16 protein-coding genes are annotated in these 19053 nt (G+C 66.9%); 7 read left to right on the top strand and 9 right to left on the bottom strand.

All coding sequences use genetic code 11. The annotated features are described in order from the left end of the window. Window positions 1–97: 97 nt before the first annotated feature. A complete protein-coding gene (locus IFT89_RS00810) occupies window positions 98–985 on the bottom strand; it encodes a helix-turn-helix domain-containing protein (protein ID WP_202937942.1) in 888 nt (295 codons plus the stop codon). Here IFT89_RS00810 and IFT89_RS00805 point away from each other — a divergent pair, their 5' ends adjacent. From IFT89_RS00805 to IFT89_RS00795, 3 genes are all read left to right on the top strand, one after another. Next, window positions 986–2224, top strand: coding sequence for a hypothetical protein (locus IFT89_RS00805; RefSeq protein ID WP_202937941.1), 1239 nt, complete (start codon window positions 986–988; stop codon window positions 2222–2224). Window positions 2225–2353: 129 nt separating this feature from the next. Then, window positions 2354–3283: a hypothetical protein gene (locus IFT89_RS00800; protein WP_202937940.1), complete on the top strand. Its 930-nt coding sequence runs from the start codon at window positions 2354–2356 to the stop codon at window positions 3281–3283. A 171-nt stretch (window positions 3284–3454) separates the two neighbouring features. Then, on the top strand, window positions 3455–4252 hold the full coding sequence (locus tag IFT89_RS00795) for a hypothetical protein (RefSeq protein WP_202937939.1): 798 nt from the start codon (window positions 3455–3457) through the stop codon (window positions 4250–4252). A gap of 62 nt (window positions 4253–4314) precedes the next feature. Here the strand turns inward: IFT89_RS00795 and IFT89_RS00790 are convergent, their stop codons facing one another. Next, window positions 4315–5187 carry an alpha/beta fold hydrolase gene (locus IFT89_RS00790; protein WP_202937938.1) on the bottom strand — a complete coding sequence of 291 codons (873 nt, stop codon included), beginning with the start codon at window positions 5185–5187 and terminating at the stop codon, window positions 4315–4317. Window positions 5188–5272: 85 nt separating this feature from the next. On the opposite strand from IFT89_RS00790, the gene IFT89_RS00785 reads away from it, so the two are divergent. Next, window positions 5273–5770: a CGNR zinc finger domain-containing protein gene (locus IFT89_RS00785; RefSeq protein ID WP_124767761.1), complete on the top strand. Its 498-nt coding sequence runs from the start codon at window positions 5273–5275 to the stop codon at window positions 5768–5770. 46 nt (window positions 5771–5816) lie between these two features. On the opposite strand, the gene IFT89_RS00780 is transcribed toward IFT89_RS00785, so the two are convergent. The 5 genes from IFT89_RS00780 to IFT89_RS00760 all read right to left on the bottom strand — a co-directional run bounded on the left by IFT89_RS00780 (window position 5817) and on the right by IFT89_RS00760 (window position 13384). Next, window positions 5817–6326: an RES family NAD+ phosphorylase gene (locus tag IFT89_RS00780; protein ID WP_307783359.1), complete on the bottom strand. Its 510-nt coding sequence runs from the start codon at window positions 6324–6326 to the stop codon at window positions 5817–5819. 61 nt (window positions 6327–6387) lie between these two features. Beyond that, a complete protein-coding gene (locus IFT89_RS00775) occupies window positions 6388–7173 on the bottom strand; it encodes an SDR family NAD(P)-dependent oxidoreductase (protein ID WP_124767762.1) in 786 nt (261 codons plus the stop codon). An 86-nt stretch (window positions 7174–7259) separates the two neighbouring features. Next, window positions 7260–9512: a glycoside hydrolase family 3 C-terminal domain-containing protein gene (locus tag IFT89_RS00770; RefSeq protein ID WP_202937937.1), complete on the bottom strand. Its 2253-nt coding sequence runs from the start codon at window positions 9510–9512 to the stop codon at window positions 7260–7262. After that, window positions 9509–12004: an alpha-L-rhamnosidase gene (locus tag IFT89_RS00765; RefSeq protein WP_202937936.1), complete on the bottom strand. Its 2496-nt coding sequence runs from the start codon at window positions 12002–12004 to the stop codon at window positions 9509–9511. Before IFT89_RS00765 ends, IFT89_RS00770 begins: the two co-directional genes overlap by 4 nt. A gap of 27 nt (window positions 12005–12031) precedes the next feature. Further along, on the bottom strand, window positions 12032–13384 hold the full coding sequence (locus IFT89_RS00760; protein WP_124767765.1) for an MFS transporter: 1353 nt from the start codon (window positions 13382–13384) through the stop codon (window positions 12032–12034). 102 nt (window positions 13385–13486) lie between these two features. Here IFT89_RS00760 and IFT89_RS20675 point away from each other — a divergent pair, with 102 nt between their 5' ends. Next, a complete protein-coding gene (locus IFT89_RS20675; protein WP_202937935.1) occupies window positions 13487–14497 on the top strand; it encodes a LacI family DNA-binding transcriptional regulator in 1011 nt (336 codons plus the stop codon). A gap of 574 nt (window positions 14498–15071) precedes the next feature. Here the strand turns inward: IFT89_RS20675 and IFT89_RS00750 are convergent. Both IFT89_RS00750 and IFT89_RS00745 read right to left on the bottom strand, forming a co-directional pair. Beyond that, window positions 15072–15359, bottom strand: a complete 288-nt coding sequence (locus IFT89_RS00750) for a hypothetical protein (RefSeq protein ID WP_139382337.1) — start codon at window positions 15357–15359, stop codon at window positions 15072–15074. Window positions 15360–15501: 142 nt separating this feature from the next. Further along, the gene (locus IFT89_RS00745; RefSeq protein WP_202937934.1) at window positions 15502–16443 is read right to left on the bottom strand and encodes an aromatic alcohol reductase; all 942 of its coding nucleotides are present in this window, start codon (window positions 16441–16443) and stop codon (window positions 15502–15504) included. Between the two features lie 114 nt (window positions 16444–16557). On the opposite strand from IFT89_RS00745, the gene IFT89_RS00740 reads away from it, so the two are divergent. Next, complete coding sequence (locus IFT89_RS00740; protein ID WP_056781292.1) at window positions 16558–16941, top strand: MerR family transcriptional regulator; 384 nt, start codon at window positions 16558–16560, stop codon at window positions 16939–16941. Window positions 16942–17086: 145 nt separating this feature from the next. Further along, window positions 17087–18757 (top strand): CTP synthase, encoded by a 1671-nt coding sequence (locus IFT89_RS00735; RefSeq protein WP_139382338.1) that lies wholly within the window; start codon window positions 17087–17089, stop codon window positions 18755–18757. The last annotated feature ends 296 nt before the right edge of the window (window positions 18758–19053 follow it).

Genomic DNA, 19053 nt, shown 5'->3' with positions numbered 1-19053 from the left:
ACGGGCCCCGAGAGGTCCCCCGGGGCCCCGATGCCTCGCGAGGATCGGCTCGGCGCGGTGACGCCCAGTCGCGACACGGACGATCGCGGTCGACGACTCAGCGTTCGACCGGTGGCGCGACGTCGAGCGCATCGAGTTCCAGGACTAGTTCCATGCACCGCAGGCGTGCCCGGGAGAAGTCGTAGGGCATCATCCGGACGGCCTCGGTGAGGCTCGTCGAGCCGCACGTCGAGCCTGCGCCGTCCTCGTCGTCGGGAAGGGGGTGGGACTCGTCCCACGCGTCGAAGCGGTCGTCGTCAGTCTGCGCTAGGCCGGAGTCCTCGATGACCGTACGGAGAGCCGCCTCGAAGGCATGCCGTTCGGTGGCGATCTCCGCCACGCGGGGATCGTCGACCGCGACCGTGTCGTCGAGTGCTGCTTCGGCTGCGTCGACCCGGTCGGACTCCTCCCGCAGCTCCGGGTGGGTGGCCAGGGCGATGAACCGCGACGCCTGGACGGACGCGCCGAGCCCGCCGAAGATCCGTTCGGTCACGAGCAGGGTGTCCAGATCGTCCTGCCGCAGAGCGCCCTCGGGCAGGTCTGTGAGGCGGTCGCTCACAACCTCGGAGAGCAGTCCCAACCTGCTGCCCTGCGCACGCATGCGCTGCACGGCGGTCCGCTGCTGCTCGAGTTCCGCCTGCCGAGCGACGAGGGAGCCCTCCAGGCGGTCCAGGATGCGCGCGACATCGTCGTCGGTATCGGTGATGCCATCCGCGAAGGCGTCGCGGATGTCGTCGAGGGCGATGCCGGCGTCCGCCATCCGACGGATCCACAGCAGCCGGATCATCTCGTCGTAGCCGTAGCGGCGGCGATCGTCACTCCCCCGCTCGGGCTCAGGGAGCAGACCGATCTGGTGGTAGTGACGGATCGCCCGTGGGGTGGTGCCGACGAACGCAGCGGCGCCTCCGATCGTGACCTGGCGCGGTGGGGTGAAGGACGAGAACATGTGGGGGCCTTCCTCGGTGGGCGGGATACGTCCACTGCACCACATGACGCTACGGCAGGTGCAAGTCCGCGCATGATGTGGCGTCCAGTTGCTCACGCGTTCCGTCGGACCCCGGCCAGTGAGCGGCCCGCCGCCGCCGTGATGATGGGGAGCGGTCCCCATTCGCTCGGCAGAGCGGGACCAGTACTGTTTGGCCATGGGGAATCGCATCACACTTGTCGGATTGAACCAGTGAGTCTCCGGGGCGCACCGCCAGTGGAGGTGCCGAGCGCGACCGCGAGGCCACAGATCAGACGTTCGGTACGGGTTGCGCGCCTCGCCGCCGTCGTCTGCGCCGTCGCGCTCGCGCTCACGGCCTGCGCACGTCCCATCGACACGGACGATTCCGACAGCATCGCGCTCGTCGAAGCGTTCTTCGCACACCTCGAGGCGGGTGAAGCGACCGCGGCCGCAGCCTTGACCAGCATCGACTTCCCCGAGGAGTTCATCGACGACGACTTCTACCGCGCGTCCGACGCGCTCCCATCTGACGCGCGCATCGTCAAGACGACGGGCTATGACGCAGGTGGGTTCACCGCCACCGTCGACTACACACTCGAGGGCGCCGAGGGAACCGGACGGCTCGAACTCCGGGTCGTTCCTGAAGACGGAGAACTCAGGATCGCCAGCTGGCGAGGGGACGGCCCGATCACGATCAGCCGCATGGAGTCGGTCGGTACCGTGACCGTCAACGATGAGCTGAAGTACGTGCTCGCTGAGGACGGAAACGAGTTGCAGCTGCTCCCCGGCGCCTATGCCGTGGCCTTCGAGGATCCGACCGGCTTGGTGAAGCTGATCGGGAAAGAGGATGCGTTCACCGCGTACGTCCCGGATCTGGTCGATGCCGATGGACAGGCCACGGGAGACGGCTTCAGCTTCTCGCCGGCGTTCATGTCGGACGTGGAAACCGGACTGGCCGCGGCGATCGAGGGGCTGCAGGCGGCATGCGGGGCCGAGCACTTCGTCGGACCGTCCTGTCCGGAAGAGCTGACGAGTGTGCTGCCAGGACCGCTCGGTGATGCGGTGACGGCTGAATGGTTCCGCGAGCCGGGTCCGGAGATCGTGTTGATCGACGGCGAGTATCACGCCACGTCGGCGTTCCGGATCCGCTTCTCCGACGACGCCCTGCCCATCATGACCGTCTCCTACACCGGAGTGTTGACCCGTGACGCTGCTGGCGCCATCGCCTTCACCCGCTGAGGTGCTGGGCCTCTTTAGCCGGTCCACGGTGGGCTCGTCCTGCGGGCTGTCAAACCCGGCGCGGCTCCACCGGGCACACGTCCTGTCAGCACACCGGATGAGCCGGTGTCCCCGATTGCGAGGAACCCCATGATCACGAGCATCGAGATACTCGGCACTGAGGAGCTGCTGCTGCAGCGGAACCCGCGCGCCGCGGCCGTGCACCAGGCGATCGTGGCTCGCGGCCGCGAAGCCGTGATCGCGCTGAACGAACGATTCGACGACCCGTCGGACGACGCGGCCATGAAGCGACTCGACACCGAGCTCGAGACGATCGTCGAGCGGAGCGTCAGTGAGTACGTCCGTCAGGCCAGTGGGCTGTTCAGCACCGAGGACGTCGACCTGTGGACCGCGAAGATCACCCGGGTGCCCGGCACCTACGTCGGACGGGCAGCGGCCGTCGGCGTGCCCGGAGCCCTGCTGCTGATGGAGTCCGTGGAGGAGGCGGAGTCGGAGGAGAACAGCACCTTCGTCTCACTCGACGACACCCTTGCCAACATCGCGGGGTATTGCCAGTGCGGCTACGCCACGAGCCGCATCGTGCCCAGGCAACTGTGCCGCCTCTGCTCCGGCGGCGTGCTCATCGCGTGGAGGACCGAGGAGGACCAGGTCATCGCGACAGCCCCCAAGGTACGTTCCGAGCTGCACGCGGTGTTCGAGGAGTTGCTCGACGAGCTCGCCACCATCCACCTCGCGACGGGCGACGCCTCGGCCGAGACCCCTGCGCGCCGTCGAGCGGGCAACACTGGGATCACCCGGGTGAACGAGACGTATGCCGAGGAGATCGCGCTGCTCGACCTCACACGATGGCGGGAACTCAGCGATCTGAACCAGCTCAGCCAGATCACGGCGGTGACGGCTCACGCGAAGCACTGGTCGCAGTGGGGTCTCGGATCGGCGCGGTTGGCGATGTTGGCGATGCAGAGCGATCCGGAGATCCAGGCACGGATGCGCCGGATCGCCGGCAGTCGGCCCGCTCCGAAGCCCTCGCTGTTCGAGCGGCTCTTCTCCCGACGATGAGGTCCGCGACGGCGACGATCAGAGCCCTTGCGGCCGTCGTCGGTACCGGCCGCCTCCGCCGACGCAGGTCGGCCACCCAGGAAGTGGTGTGACGTGTTCGTCCAGCCGACCCTTCGCGAACCTCGACCGAGATCGCCACGCACCCGTCGCAGCCGAGCCGGCCGGATCGTCGTGCTCGTCCTCCTCATCGCCATGGCCTGCATCGCAGCGCTGATCCTGTACTCCTGTTCGACGATGAAGATCGCCTCCTGGCGGGTGACACCGGTCCTCCAGGAGGCCGTCGGCGATCACGGCACCGTCTCGGCGTACGCGAAGGAGTTCACCTACAGCTCCGGCTCGAGCTGCACCCTTTCGGTGGACCTCGACGAGGACATCACGGTCGATCAGACGGCGACGGTCCTGCAGTCACTCGCACCCACCGACCGCTTCGCACCCTGCGACATCAGCACCGTCGAAACGGCCGCCCGTTCGACCGTGTTCGCCGAAAACTGGAACACCATCTCCGACGACGGCTGGGTGTCGGTCGCCGAACACCTGGCCGGACCGGGGCCGATCACGCTGTACTTCGCCACCGACGCCCCAGCCCATCTGGACGCTTCCGAACGGGGACGGTACACCGACTTCGTCGACCTGCTCCGTCAGCACACGACCGGCGACCGCCTCGAGGACACCGTCGGTCCCGTCCGATGGACCCTGACCTGGGACAGCGGCACCGGCGCCTACAAGGGCGTACGCATCACCACTGACGAGACACCACCCGCTGCACTCGCCGACTTCCTCGAAGCGCTCACCATCCCGTTCCAGGGATCATCGGGCCTGGACAGCATCATCTACACCGTCGCCGACGGCGAAACCACGCTCCACGCCAACCTCAGCAAGCCGGATGACCAGGTCACCGCTGCCATCCAAGCGGCGTTCGCAGCCTCCGGACTCCCCGGCGAACTCACGATCAACCCGCCAGCAGCCTGAGCCGTCCGAGCCGAACGCGCCGCCGCTGACCTCGGTCCAGGTGGACGGACTGACCCGGCGGACTATGCGCTTCGGTCACTCATCCGGAGCCAGTCCGTGATGGTGTCAGCGACGTGGTCGAGGTCGGATTCGAGGAGGAAGTGTCCGCCGTCGACGAGCTCGACGCGAGCATCGGGGGCGTCGCGGGTGAACGCTGTGGCGCCGGCGGCGGCGAAGATCTCGTCGTTACGCCCCCAGATCGCGAGCACCGGTACCGGTGAGGTGCGGAGCCATTCGTGCACCGCGGGGTAGAGGTCCCGGTTGGTGGCGTAGTCGCGGAAGAGCGCCAGCTGCACGTCGTCCTGACCCGGACGGGCGAGGAGCGCGAGGTCGTGCTCCCAGGCGTCGGGGTCGACGGTCGTCACGTCCGGCACGCCGTGGGTGTACTGCCACTCGACGGCTTCCCGTCCGAGGGCAGGACGAAGCGCGTCGCGCGTCTCGGTGGTCCGTTCGGCGGCGTCGGCCCAGATCGGGTCCCAGAAGCTCGGCACGAAGCCTTCTTCGTATGCGTTGCCGTTCTGGGAGATGACCCCGACGACGGCAGTGGGGTCGTTGAGGGCCAGGCGCCAGCCGACCGGGGCGCCGTAGTCCTGGACGTAGATCGTGTACTGCGTCACGCCGATGGTCGAGAGGAACCGGCCGGTGACCCCTGCGAGGGCCGCGAAGGTGTACTCGAACTCGTCGACCGATGGGGTGGAGGAGCGACCGAAGCCGATGTGGTCCGGAGCGATGACGCGGTACTGGCCGGCAAGCGCCGGGATGAGGTGCCGGAACATGTGGGAGCTGCTCGGGTACCCGTGGAGGAGCAGGAGCACGGGAGCGTCTGCCGGGCCGGCCTCGCGGTAGAAGACGTCGAGCCCGTCGATCGAGACGGTGCGGTGGTGGACGGTGACCATTGCTAACCCCTTTAGATTGTTTTACTGGTTAGTCAGACGGTAGCATGGATCCAGGGCGTCGGACGGCGCACGAGAACGGAGAACGATGCTTCGCGACGAGGAGCTGCTGCTGGGCCTGTTGAACAGTGCGCCGGTCGTCGAGGGCACCCCGACCGACCGTCTCGAGGGGGCGACCGGACGAGACCTGGCGCGCAGCTGGGGCGGCACGGGATCCGTGGACGAGGTGGCGCGCCTCCGACGTGCGAGACAGGCGCTGCAGACCATGGTCCGTGGAGATGACGGAGGAGCGATCAGAGACCTCGCGGGCATCCTCGACGATGCCGTGCGCACGCCGCGTATCACCCCGGATGGCGTGGTCTGGGAGCTTCAGGTCCCTGACGACGATCGCTTGGTGGCGGGGGTCGTGCTGGCGTGGTCGAGCGTGATCACGGAGTTCCCCGGGCGCCTCCGCGCCTGCGCGAACCACGAGTGCACGCAGTTCCTCGTCGACCACAGCCGGCCTGGCACCGCGAAGTGGTGCTCGATGGCGGTCTGCGGCAACCGGATGAAGGCGCGCACGCATGCGCGCCGCGCTCAGAGCTGAGCGGCCCGGCACACGCTCGGATCAGGACGAACGTCGTCTCGCGGCGTCACTTCGCGGCGGCAACATGAGTCCCTCTCAAGCTGACGGTAGGCGCACCAGGCTCGTTCCAGCGGAAGAGCACCAGATGCCAGAGCCCCGGGCGTTTTCGCGAGGGGTCGATCACGCCGTTCGCGCCGCCTGCCAGCAGGCGGTCGCGGACACTCCACGATGTCGGCGTGCCTCCGCCGGCGACGACGTCCTGCCATGGGGCCGCTGCGTCGGCGAGGTCGATGCCTGCCGATTCCAGGGCTCCCAGGTCGCGCAGGTCGACGATGCCGGACGCCTCGACATCGACCTCCACGATCTCGCGCGCCGCCGCCCGAGCATCCTGGTGTGCGATCATCGCGGCCTCGACGCCATCGATGGACGAGCTCAGGTAGAGCGTCGGCTCGTTCGCCCGCGAGTAGCGCCCGGCGGCACGCGATCCGGCGATCGCGAACTCGCGGAAGCTCGGGTCGACGGCGCGATAGAACATGCCCCTCAGCGGTGGCGCGAAGGTCAGGTCGATACCGGTCACAACGCAAGCTTCTCACCGCGGAATGTCGCGCGCGACCCGATGTCAGCAGGTGATCGAGGGGTCAGGCGTGGGTTCCGCCGTCGATCCGGACCTCCGTGCCTGTGATGAACGCGCCGTCGGCGCTCGCGAGCATCGCGACGACGCCCGCGACGGCATCGGGTGAGGCGAAGCCTTCACCGAGCATGGGTTGGAGCTTCATCATGAGGCTGTAGTCGACGTCGTCCGGCAGGCCCGGACCCACGCTTTGACCGCTCATGCCCGTCCCGCTGGTCATCCCGGATGAGATGGAGCCCGGCTGGACGGAGGTGAACCGGATGCCATCCTTGGCGTACTCGGCGGCGAGCGCGTGCGTCATCGACTGCACGCCTCCCTTGCTCGCGGCGTACGCGGCCATGTAGGGATGGGCGAAGCCGGCGGATGTGGAGCTGAAGTTCACGACGGCAGCTCCAGTACCCCGCTGCAGGGCTGGAAGGGCCTCGCGGATCATGAGGAACGTCCCGGTGAGGTTGACGCGGATGATCTGTTGGAAGCTCTCCAGGCTGGTCGTCGCCGTGTGGGAGGAACGCAGGATGCCGGCCGCGTTGACGAGGACGTCGAGCCCGCCGAGGATTCCGACGGCCTCCTCCACGCCGCCACGGACCGATCCTTCGTCACCGATGTCGATGATCACCGGATGGAAGCGTTCGAGGTCAAAGCCTGCCTTCGACGCGGTGTCCGCCAGGCCTGTGTCGCTGATGTCCGCGGCGACGACCGTCCCGCCTTCCGCGAGGATCCGCAGGGTCGTCGCCTGTCCGATACCGGAGCCTGCCCCGGTGATGAGGACTCGCCTGTCGTCGTATCTGTTCATGTGTGCCTCCATCGGCGTTGTCGTTCTCCGGATGTTCTGTGGCCGGCTGACCGGCGAGCCCTGACCGCCAGGCGGCGGCACCCTCGTCATCGTGCGGCACCCGCAGCGGATCGCGACAACTGCATCATCTGCTCGAGGGACTCCTCGGGGATGGCGCCCTGGACGAATGCGAGGAACTGCTGCATGGGCATGGATTCGACCATCTTGAGCTGGTCGGGGTTCTCCGCGGCCTGCTGGGCCTGCTCCGCGGTCATCCCCGCGGACATGCCCTGCATGAGCAAGGGTCCGACCTCGGGGTGACCGAACCAGTCGCCGACCGTGGACGCCAGGGTGAGTTCGCGGACGATCGTGTCTCCGCTCAGCGTCACGGCCGTCTCGCGGGTGATGGTGGCGGCGTCCGAGCCGACCTGGATCAGGTGGTCGCCGGCGGTGACGACCCACCGGTCGAGCTCGATGTCCCAGTAGGCGAAGGCGCGCCGATCGAGCCGCAGCGTGACCGTGGTGCTCTCGCCGGCACCGAGGTCGACCTTCGCGAAACCGCGCAGCTCTCGAACCGGGCGGCGCACCGGCGCCGGTGCCGGGGCGACGTAGAGCTGGACGACGTGCTTGCCAGTGCGCTCACCGGTGTTGGTCACGGTGACGTCGACCTCGACCTCGGCGTCACCGACGACCCGGGCGACGACGCTCTCGGTGGAGAACGTGGTGTAACTGAGTCCGTGACCGAACGGGTACCGCACCGGCACCTCCGCCGAGGTGTAGTACCGGTACCCGACGAAGACGCCTTCGCCGTACCGCACGTGGCCCTGCTCGCCGGGGAAGTTCACCCAGCTGGGGGTGTCTTCCAAACGGAGCGGGATCGATTCCGCCAGGTGGCCGGACGGGTTGACCCGGCCGAACAGCACATCCGACATGGCTGAGCCGCTCGCCTGACCGAGCAGCCACCCTTCCAGGATCGCGTCGACCTCGTCGTGCCAGCCTTCGAGCGAGACGACGCCTCCATTCGAGAGCACGACGACGGTCTTCGCCGCTGTCGCTGCGACGGCGTGGATGAGATCGACCTGCGGGGCCGGGAGGGCGAGGGTGTCGCGGTCGAACCCTTCGGACTCGTCGCGGTCTCCCAGCCCGACGAACAGCACGGCGACGTCCGCACGGGCGGCGACGGCGACCGCTTCGTCGAGGAGCGCGGCGGTGTCACCGGAGCCGTCCTCGGTGAACCCGGTCGCGTGCTCGATGGTCACCCCCTCCGCCCACGACTGGTCGCGGATGGCGTCGAGGGCGGCGTCGACGCGGGTGGCGTTGATGTGGGAGCTGCCGCCTCCCTGATACCGGGGCGTGGTCGCGAAGGCGCCGAGCACGGCGATGCGGGTGTCCGGCCGGATGGGGAGGGTGGACTCATCGTTCTTGAGCAGCACGATCGAATCCGCCGCGACCTGTCGGGCCAGCGTGTGGTGGCCGTCCACGTCGAGATCACCGGTGGCATCGCTTGCCAGCTCGGTGAGCGCCACGACCCTGCGGACGGATTCGTCCACGAGCTCTTCGTCGAGTCGCCCGGCCAGCACGGCGTCGACGATCTGCTGGTCGGTGGCTCCTCCACTGCCGGGCATCTCCAGGTCCATCCCGGCTGCCACACCTGCGACGCGGTCACTGACGGCGCCCCAATCGGAGACCACCGCGCCCTCGAAGCCCCAATCGGTGCGCAGGATGTCCGTGAGCAGCCATCGGTTGTGGGAGGCGTAGACCCCGTTGATCTTGTTGTACGAACACATCACGGTGGCGGGCCTGGCCTCCCGGACGACTCGTTCGAAGGCCGGGAAGTAGATCTCCCGGAGGGTGCGCTCGTCCACGTCTGCGCTGATGCGCATCCGTTCGTGTTCCTGGTTGTTCGCGGCGAAGTGCTTGACCGAAGCCCCAACCCCCGTCTCCTGCATCGCGGTGACGTGAGCGGTGCCGAGCACTCCGGAGAGGTGAGGGTCCTCGGAGTAGTACTCGAAGTTCCGGCCGCACAGCGGGCTGCGTTTGATGTTCACCCCTGGTCCGAGGACGACGGAGACTCCGAACGCCCGTGCTTCCCGGCCGACGGCGGCACCCACCTGTGCGGCGAGCTGCGGGTCCCAGCTGCTGCCCACCGCCACGGCGAGGGGGAAGCACGTCGATGGCAGGCTGTCGTTGATGCCGAGGTGGTCGGCTTCACCGGCCTGGCGTCGCACGCCGTGGGGTCCGTCGGTGAGGACGATCGATGGGATGCCCGCGTCGGACAGGCTCTTCGTGGACCAGAAGTCGGCGCCGGAGAGGAGGGCTGCCTTCTGCGCGAGGGTCAGTGCTGATGGATCGAACGTCATGCTGATGCTCCAGTGGTTGCGGCGTCGAGGGACGCTTCGATGTCGGTCTTCAGTTCCTCGGATGCGCCCGGGATGTAGTCCAGGAGGGTTCTGATGGACAGGGCCGCGGCGCCGGGGTCGTCGCCGTCCAGCGGCACGCCAGGGACGTGTCGGCCGAACGCGTCGGTGAACAGGCGCCAGGCGTTCGGATCGGCTGCGATCTCGCCCAGGGTCGAGTCCAAGTTGTACGAACCGCCCTGGCCCGCGTCCTCCACGGGGTAGTTCCACTCGTGCGACCCGGCAGCGATCTCGAACGCCGCCGCATCCGGGTGCAGCGGGAGCTCGACCACGGCGGTCGTGCCGTCCGGGATCGTGACGAGCACGCGGCCCTCACCGTCGACGATCCGCCAGTCGACGAGCACGTCGCCGTGCGTGGTGGTGTGTCTGAGCACTGCGGAAGTGACACCGCGGCCGGGCCGGGGCGCGATGCGCATCCTGGAGTAGCCGGGCTCGACCGGGGTGAGGCCGCCGATCGTGCGGTGCATCCAGTCGACGACGGCGCCGAGCGCGTAGTGGTTCAGGGAGGTCATGCCGGACGGGTTGATGGAGCCGTCGGGACGGATCGAGTCCCATCGCTCCCAGACGGTCGTGGCCCCCATGGTCACGGGGTACAGGAACGACGGGCAACCCGTCTCCAGGAGGAGCAGGTAGGCCGCATCGAGGTGGCCGGTCGAGGACAGGGCGTCGGTGACCAACGGAGTGCCGGCGAATCCGGTCGAGATGCGGTAGCCGGCCTTCGCGACGATCGCTGCGAGCCGGTCCCCCGCGTGTGCCCGCTGGGACTCGTCGAGGATGTCGAACGCGATCGCCAGCGCGTAGGCGGTCGCGGTCTCGTCGACCACTCGCCCGTTCGCACTGACGTATTCATTCAGGAAGGCGGTCCGCACGCGTTCGGCCAGCGCTCGGAACTCCGCTGCATCGTCGGGCCGCTCGAGGACGCCGGCGGTGTCGGCCATCTCCCGAGTGGTTCGGCAGAGATAGGCCGCGGCGACCAGGTGCCGATCGGTCTTCCCGCCGGCCGGGTTGTCCGCCGGCGCATCGGGGTCGAGCCAGTCCCCATACTGGAATCCACTGCTCCACAGCCCGTTCTCGTCGAGCAGATCGGCGACCTGGCGGATGAATGCGGTCATCGAGGGGTAGGCCTCCGCGAGGATCCGCGGGTCGCCGTACTCCCGATACAGCGTCCAGGGCAGACTGACGGCCACGTCGCTCCACAGGGCGGTCGGCGATGACGGGGTCGACAGGACGTCGGGGACGACCCAGGGCACGAAGCCCCGCGCCGCTTGCTCGGCGGCGAGGTCGCGCAGCCAGGACCCGAGCACGCCGCGGACGTCGTAGAGGAATGCGGCGGAGGGCGCGAAGGCGTTGATGTCGCCGGTCCAGCCCAGCCGTTCGTCCCGCTGCGGGCAGTCGGTGGGTACGCCGACGAAGTTGTCGCGCATCGACCAGACGGCGTTCGCGTGGAGTTGGTTCAGCAGCGGATCGGACGTCTCGAGCCACCCGGTGCGCCGCATGTCGGAGTGCACGACGATCGCTCGGACCGCATCGGCGGTGAGTTCACCGGGCCACCCGTCGACCTGCACATACCGGAAGCCGTGGAACGTGAAGCGCGGTTCCCACACCTCGGGGCCACCACCGCTCAAGGTGTACCGGTCCGTCGCCCGCGCTGTGCGGATCGTCTCGTAGTCAGGCTCGCCGTCGATCATGACCTCTGCGTGGCGGAGCGCGATGGTCGTGCCGGCGGGGCCCGTGACCTGCAGTCGCACCCATCCGGAGATGATCTGGCCGAAGTCCAGCACGGTGAGACCAGCGGGTGTGGTGAGGATGTCCACCGGCGCGAGCTCCTCGATGCGGCGGATCGGCGGGGCGATGGGTTCGACGAGGGACTCCTGCGGCCAGTCCATCAGGGACACACCATCCCAAGCACTGTCGTCGAAGCCTGGCGCGTCCCACCCTGATGGCTCCAGGCGCGCGTCGAACTCTTCACCGTCGTAGATGCTGTCGGTCAGCCCCCCACCGGTGCTGGATCGGAAGGTGTCGTCGCTCACGATCACCTCGGTGCTGCCGTCGGCGTATTCGAGCTCGAGCTGCAACCAGCCGGCGGGTCGCTCCGAGTAGTGGTGGCGCTTGCCCTCCCACCCGAGTCGCCCCAGCGCCCACCCCTCGCCCACGACGGCACCGATCACGTTGCCGCCTATGCGGATGCGATCGGTCACCTCGTGGCTGCTCACCACGAGGCGGTGACGATAGGACGTCCAGCCCGGAGTGAGGACCTCATCACCGACCACTGATCCGTTGAGGTGGGGTTCGATCAACCCCACGGCGGTGACTCGCAGTGTCGCGGCAGCAGGCTGTCTCGTGAGCGTGAATTCCTTGCGAAGGTACGCGGCAGGGCCCTCGGGCGCTGGACTGGGGGTGGCTGAAGTGATGAAGGACGCGGTCCAGGTCGACATGGTGGCTCCTCGAGCGGTGGTGACGGGCTATCGGACGGATCGGATTCTCAGGACCACGAGCCCTCCGAGCAGGGTGAACGCTGCGGCGATGATGTAGAGCAGTGTGTAGTTCTTACCGCCGCCGGCGGTCACGCCGATCGCGAGGAAGACGGGCGCGATGAACGGCGCGACGGCCTGCGGGATCGACACGGCGAAGCCGATGATCCCCATGTACCGCCCGGCGTTGGTGGCCTTCTCCGGCAGGACGTCCAGGATCAGCGCCTGATCGACCGCGGCGAACATCCCGATGCCGACCGACGTGATCAGCGACCCGGTGTACAGCACCGGGACGTCGGAAGCCAGGGCCATCACGATCGCGCCGACGGCGAACAGCACGGCGCCGAGGAGGACGAAGACGCGTCGGCGGCGGACCTTGTCCGACAGGAACCCGCCCCCGATCGCGCCCAGGGTCGTCGCTCCGATCCCGAACAGGCCGAGGGTGGCGATGATCGGTGCGACCTCGGTCACCTCGACGCCGAGCCGTGAGGCGAAGAAGAACGCGGTGAAGGTCGTGTTCAGGGTGAGACCGAAGTAGAAGAGGAACCGCCCCAGCCAGACCAGCGAGAAGTCCGGGAACCGCCGCGGGTTGTACAGATACTTACTGAACAAGGTCTTCGGCGAGAGCCGCTCATCGAAGCGGGCCCCCCGCGTGTCCGGTTCCCGCGTGAAGAGCACGAACATGGCGACGAAGATCACTCCGACGAGCCCCGGGAGCAGGAAGAGGAGCAGAGCGTTCCCGGAGAACGACCCGGCGATCACGACACCGAACACCGGTGCCACCTGGGTCGCGAACCCCGCGAGTCCGGCGACCTTGCCACGCTGTGTTTCGGACAGCTTGTCCGCCATCGACGTCTGCAGGTTCTGTAGCACCTGACCCCAGCCGATCTGCGCGAGAACCCAGCCGAAACCGAGCACCAACACGGATGGAGCGAGCGCCATCACCACGAGGGAGACCACACCCAACACCGTGCCCGCGATCATGAACGGACGACGACGCCCGATCCGCGTACGCGTGCGGTCGCTGAGCACCCCGAACAGCGGAGCGGTGAGCATCACGACGAGGGCCCCCGACCCGGTGATGTAGCCGAGGTACTCGTCGCGGCCGGGAGCGAGTTCCGAGAGCCGGATCGCCAGGGAGATCGCCAGCGGAGTGATGAAGGCGACGAAGACGCCGAACTGCCCCAGTACCTGGAACCAGATGTAGGACGGGCTCGCCTGCGGTTCGACCCGGCTGGGTGCGCTGTCGATGACCTCCTCGACGGCTGCCGGCGCTGCAGGGAACGGCTGGGCGGGAGCAGCGGACGCTCGCGGCGTCTCGTTGCGTGGGGGCTCGTGTGTCATGGGGACTCCATTGTCGAAATGGCGCCGGGTAGCGCGCGCTAGTTCTGCACTCTAGTCCGATCGAACTAGCACGCGCAAGCACAAGTACGGCAGAGTGGTCCGGTGAGCGATCCCCTCGTGAAGAAACGCCCAACGGCCGCCGACGTCGGACGCGAAGCCGGAGTGTCGCGCGCGACCGTCGGGTTCGTCTTCAACCAGACCGCCGGACAGACGATCTCGTCGAGTACCCGCGCACGCGTGTTGGAGGCGGCCGAGCGGATCGGCTACCGGCCGCACGCCGGAGCGCAGGCACTCGCCCGAGGGGCGAGCCGCATCGTCCTCCTCGTCCTCCCCGACTGGCCTGTCGGCGCGAGCATGCAGCGGTTGATCGAGGCAGCCAGCAGCGTGCTCGACGATGCGGGGTACACCCTGGTGACGTATACGCCTCGCCGCGAAAGCGCCGTTCGGCCACTGTGGGAGCTGCTGGAGCCGGAGGTCGTGATGGGGTTCGCCCCGTTCACGCCGGAGCAACTCGTGAGCATGCGCGCTCAGGGCATCAATCACATCTTCCCCGACGACATAGGCGGCAGCGCCTCACCCGATACGGGACCTGGCGAGCAACTCAGGTTCCTGCACGGCCTCGGACACCGCCGCATCGCTTATGCCTCGACGGCTGATCCCCGGCTGACTGATCTCGCCAGCGTGCGCGTCCAGGCAGCTCAGCAGCACGAGCAACGACACGACCGGGTTCCACTCGACGTGCGGACACTGGCCGGGCAGGACGATGCGATCGAAGCGGTCCGTGACTGGCGCGCCGCCGGAGTCACCGCCGTAGCCGCCTACAACGACGACGTCGCGGCCCTCATCGTGGGAGCGGCTCTGCGACTCGGCCTCAGCGTGCCGAACGATCTCTCCGTGATCGGCCACGACGACGCACCGATCGCAGCCCTCTTCGTCCCCTCCCTGACGACCGTGCGCCGCAACGAAGAAGCCGACGGCGCGAACTTCGCAGCCGTCGCGATCGCCCAAGCCAGCGGGACCGACCTGCCGGATCTCTCCGAAGCGGTCCTGGAACAGGTCATCGTCCGTGACTCCTGCGCCGCGATACCCGCCTCGGACCAGCTCGTTCGCTGAACGGCGGGCGACCTCGCGAAACGCGGTCCTACCTACATGTGAACGCGCACGCAAAGTGTCGCCACGGTCCCGCTGAATCAGCGGGTTTCCAACGTAAAGTGTCGCCGGCGTTTCCAACACAAAGTGTCGCTCCGAACATGCCCGCGTGATTCCGCGGATCTGAGGACGGGCTGGGGGCATTTGGTGGCGCCCTCCGCCGAGGCCCGGCCTGGAGTGACCGGTCTGCATAGTTGTCGCGCTCGACAGTAGCGCGGCCCCACACTCACCGTCAGGATGTGTGCCGCGACATCGCAGATCTTCGCTCGAACTCGACGGCCCTGAAACACCTAGACCGTTGACCCCAACCCGCCGAGCCACGTAGTGGTTCACCGGCAACCGTCCTGCAACTCGTTGTTCATGGGGCGTCTCGCGGGTCATCCTCTAGGAGGCCGCGAACGCTCCTCCTCCTCCATTCCGCTAACGGTTGCGCCGGACAACGAAGGCGACTAACCGCTATTTGATGGAACCGAGAGCAGTCGCATCCAGGCGCCTGCAGGGCCGCGACTGGAGTGAAGCACGATTCGTTTCCCCGGGGCTAGCTGGTGGCAGGCACCATGTTGAGTTCGTCGGCTTCTTCTTCCGTGACGATTCCGACGAGCTCGGCTATCTTCACGGCAATGTCCTCCATTGGCTCTTCGGCCGTGCTGAATCCACCGCGCGACGCAAGGGTGGGGGTGACTTGATCGAGCTCCTCGAATGTCACACCGTGCATGACCGGGACGAGGATTTGCGATGGGACATTGGACATCGCCCCGCCTCCTTCGGTCAGGAACAGCCCCGTGGCGAGCGTGCTGTATCGCACGTCGCCTTCGGTGAAGGTCAACCGGGCGTGGAATATGACATCTTCACCTGGAAGACATAAGACAGCTACTTGTGAACGCGCGCGCAAAGTGTCAAGCAGTGCGCCCCGCGTGGAGTGCTCATGGGCGCCTCCTCTCGAGCTCTACGCCGCTTGGATCCGGTACTCAGGCGACGAGGTTCTGCTGGGCCCACTCCCGGAGCGTTGTAGTCGGGATCGACCGGCGCTCGTTAAACGTGTCGCTCTTGTCCCAGGCTACGCCTCGCCCCTGCGCGAACACGGCGCGGTACTTCCGGGTCATGTTGTCTGGGTCGTTCGCCAGCTCGTTCATAAGCGACGACTCTGTCCAAACTGCAAGTTCGAACGGACGACCAAGGACTGCTTCCAGGGTTTCAGCGACCTGGCGATACGTGATCGTGTCGCCTGCTACGTAGACGATCTCGTTGCGGATCCGGGGCTCCTCGAACAGAATCTCCGCCGTGAGTGCACCGATGTCTTCCGGCGTGGTCACCGTGACCGCGGTGTCGGGGCTGCCGAGCGCGTTGACGGTGTGGTTCGGCAGGTCGACCATTCCTGAGCCTGGCTCGAAGAGGTAGTTCATGAACATGCCGGTGGAGATGATCACCCACTCGGTGTCGTGCTGCGCCCTGAGCAGATCTCGCACGTCGAGTTGCGAGTCGAATATGTCCTGTGGACTGCCACGCCCGATCACATCGAAGTCGACGCCGAACTGCCACGGGAAGTACCGCGGAATCTTCGCCTGCAAAGCGGCCTGTGCGACTTTCATCGGAGTTTCAACGCCGGCTGTGATCCCGGTGCAGCCGATCACGGTGTCATATTCCGCGAAGATGGCCGCGAGTTCATCGATCGACTGCCCAACGAGATCCCCTTGAACGATGCCGACTCCCAAAGCGCGGATCTCAGCGACGTTGCGCTGCTTCGCGGGAGTGGTGGAGTCGATCGTGTTCGACCGCAGGAGCACATCGACGGACGCTTCCGGAGCTGGTGAGGCGCGCCTCATGACGTTGCGGAGGACAGGCATGCCGAGTTCTCCTGCTCCGATGACGAGAATGTTCCGCGAGGGGGCGCTGGAGGCGGTCGCCGACATAGGTGTGTCCTTCCTTTGGTCGCCCAACGGTTGGGCGCCCATCATGTCAGCCAGCGTAAAGTTTGACACCAGTGTCAATGTCAACTCCGGGTGCGGTGAAGGGATGGCTGAAGGATGAAGATCGGTGAAGCGGCTGCTGTGGTCGGCGCTCCGACGCGCATGCTGCGCTACTACGAACAACAAGGACTGATCCAGTCGACGCGATCGGCGAACGGCTACCGCGAGTACTCCGACGAGCAGGTCGAACACGCCCGCCATGTCCGCGCCCTGGTCCAAGCCGGCTTGTCCACACGCATGATCAAAATCGTTCTGGACATCGAAGCACCACAGCCGGGACAGCAGTCTGCCTCGTGCAGTCGCGCATTGGCGGAGGATCTGGCACGAGAATTGCGCGTCGTGGAAGACAGGATCGTGTGTCTTGAGAAAAGCCGTGACGCGGTCATCCACTACCTCCAGCACACCGACCACGCCGATCTGCTGTCGCCCGCGCGGCCCTGAACCGTCGCTGCCAGAGGAATCCCGGCGCACGGTGCAGACACTGATCGAGCGCTGAACTAACCGCGGCGTGAAGTTAGTATGGAGTCCCGTGGCGAATACTCGAAGCAACGGAACCAGCACCCCGCCCTCGATCTCAGCTCCCAGAGTGACGAAACAGATCTTCGTCACGGGCGGGGTCGTCTCCTCGCTCGGCAAAGGCCTGACGGCGGCCAGCCTCGGCAACCTGCTCACGGCCCGGGGTATCAACGTCGTGATGCAGAAGCTCGACCCGTACCTCAACGTCGACCCGGGAACGATGAATCCGTTCCAGCACGGTGAGGTCTTCGTGACCGACGATGGAGCCGAGACGGATCTCGACATCGGGCACTACGAACGCTTCCTTGGCATCAACCTCAACCAGGGCGCGAATGTCACGACCGGCCAGATCTACTCGACGGTCATCGCGAAGGAGCGCCGCGGCGAGTACCTCGGGGACACCGTCCAGGTCATCCCGCACATCACCGACGAGATCAAGCGCCGCATGCGGTTGCAAGCTTCCGATTCCCCCCAGCCCGACGTCATCATCACCGAGGTCGGCGGCACGATCGGCGACATCGAGTCCCAGCCGTTCATCGAGGCGGCCCGACAGGTGCGTCACGAGCTCGGCCGTGACAACGTCTTCTTCGTACACATCTCCCTCGTGCCGTACATGGGCACTTCTGGTGAGCAGAAGACCAAGCCAACACAGCATTCGGTGGCACAGCTCCGCTCCCTTGGAATCCAACCTGACGCGCTCGTCCTGCGCAGCGACCGTCCAGTCAGCGGGTCGAACAAGACGAAGATCGCCCTGATGTGCGACGTCGACGAAAACGCCGTGGTGAACGCCATAGACGTGCCGTCGATCTATGACCTACCGACGCTGCTCCATGACCAGAGCCTCGACCAGGTCATCATCGACGCACTGCAGCTCGACGCGCATGACATGGACTGGTCGGCTTGGAAGCCGGTTCTTGATGCCGTGCACGAGCCGGAGGGGGATGTCACCATCGCCCTGGTCGGCAAGTACATCGACTTGCCAGATGCGTACCTGTCCGTCACCGCAGCCCTCCGGGCGGGCGGCTTCGCACACCGCACCACGGTGAATCTGAAGTGGATCGCTTCGGACGACTGCATCACAGCGGAGGGCGCCGCGGAGCAGCTCGGCGACGTGGACGGCATCTGCGTGCCCGGCGGGTTCGGTGTGCGCGGCATCGAGGGCAAAGTCGGAGCGCTGAAATTCGCTCGCGAACAGGGCATCCCGACGCTTGGCCTGTGCCTCGGGATGCAGTGCATGGTCATTGAATACGCCCGCCACGAAGCCGCCCTGCCGGAGGCCTCGAGCACCGAATTCGACCCGGAGACATCGACCCCGGTCATAGCGACCATGGCCGCGCAGGTCGACATCATCGCGACGGGCGAGCTGGGTGGCACGATGCGCCTTGGGCTCTATCCGGCTTCGTTCACGACGGGCTCTCTAGCCGCCGACCTGTACGGCGCTGTGACAGCATCCGAGCGGCACCGCCACCGCTACGAGGTCAACAACACCTACCGCGATCAGATCGCGGCGGCCGGACTGGCCTTCTCCGGCACATCACCTGACGGCACCCTCGTCGAGTACGTCGAGCTCGACCGCGGCGTGCACCCGTTCTACATCGGCACCCAGGCACATCCTGAACTCCGCTCTCGCCCGACCAACCCACACCCCTTGTTCGCAGGACTGGTCGGCGCGGCCATGACGAGGCGTGACTCATCCAGACTCTTCACTCGAGAAGTCGAGTCAGAACAGATCCAAGCGTGATGATCCTCTGCAAGGACACCCACCCGACTGTCGTGCTCGACACGAGCGGCACCTTTCCCTCCGCTCGGATCCGCACCAGCCGGATGGCCGAGTCCGTACGTGGCTCGCTCGTCCCGCGAGGCCCACATCGCCCACGCGAAGAACGCTCTAGGTTCGAGTGACCGCTCCCATTCCCCACCTCACCGCGGCGAACCTCGCCGTCGTCGCTCAGGCCAGCAGCGGGACAGCCGCTCAGAATGAGCACCCTATTCGAGGGCATCTGGCGTCGCGGTGAAGAGCGCCCGGTGATCCCCTCG

This window comes from Plantibacter sp. CFBP 13570 (assembly GCF_014841395.1).
GTDB lineage: Bacteria > Actinomycetota > Actinomycetes > Actinomycetales > Microbacteriaceae > Plantibacter > Plantibacter auratus.
This window is presented reverse-complemented; position numbering and strand designations above follow the sequence as displayed.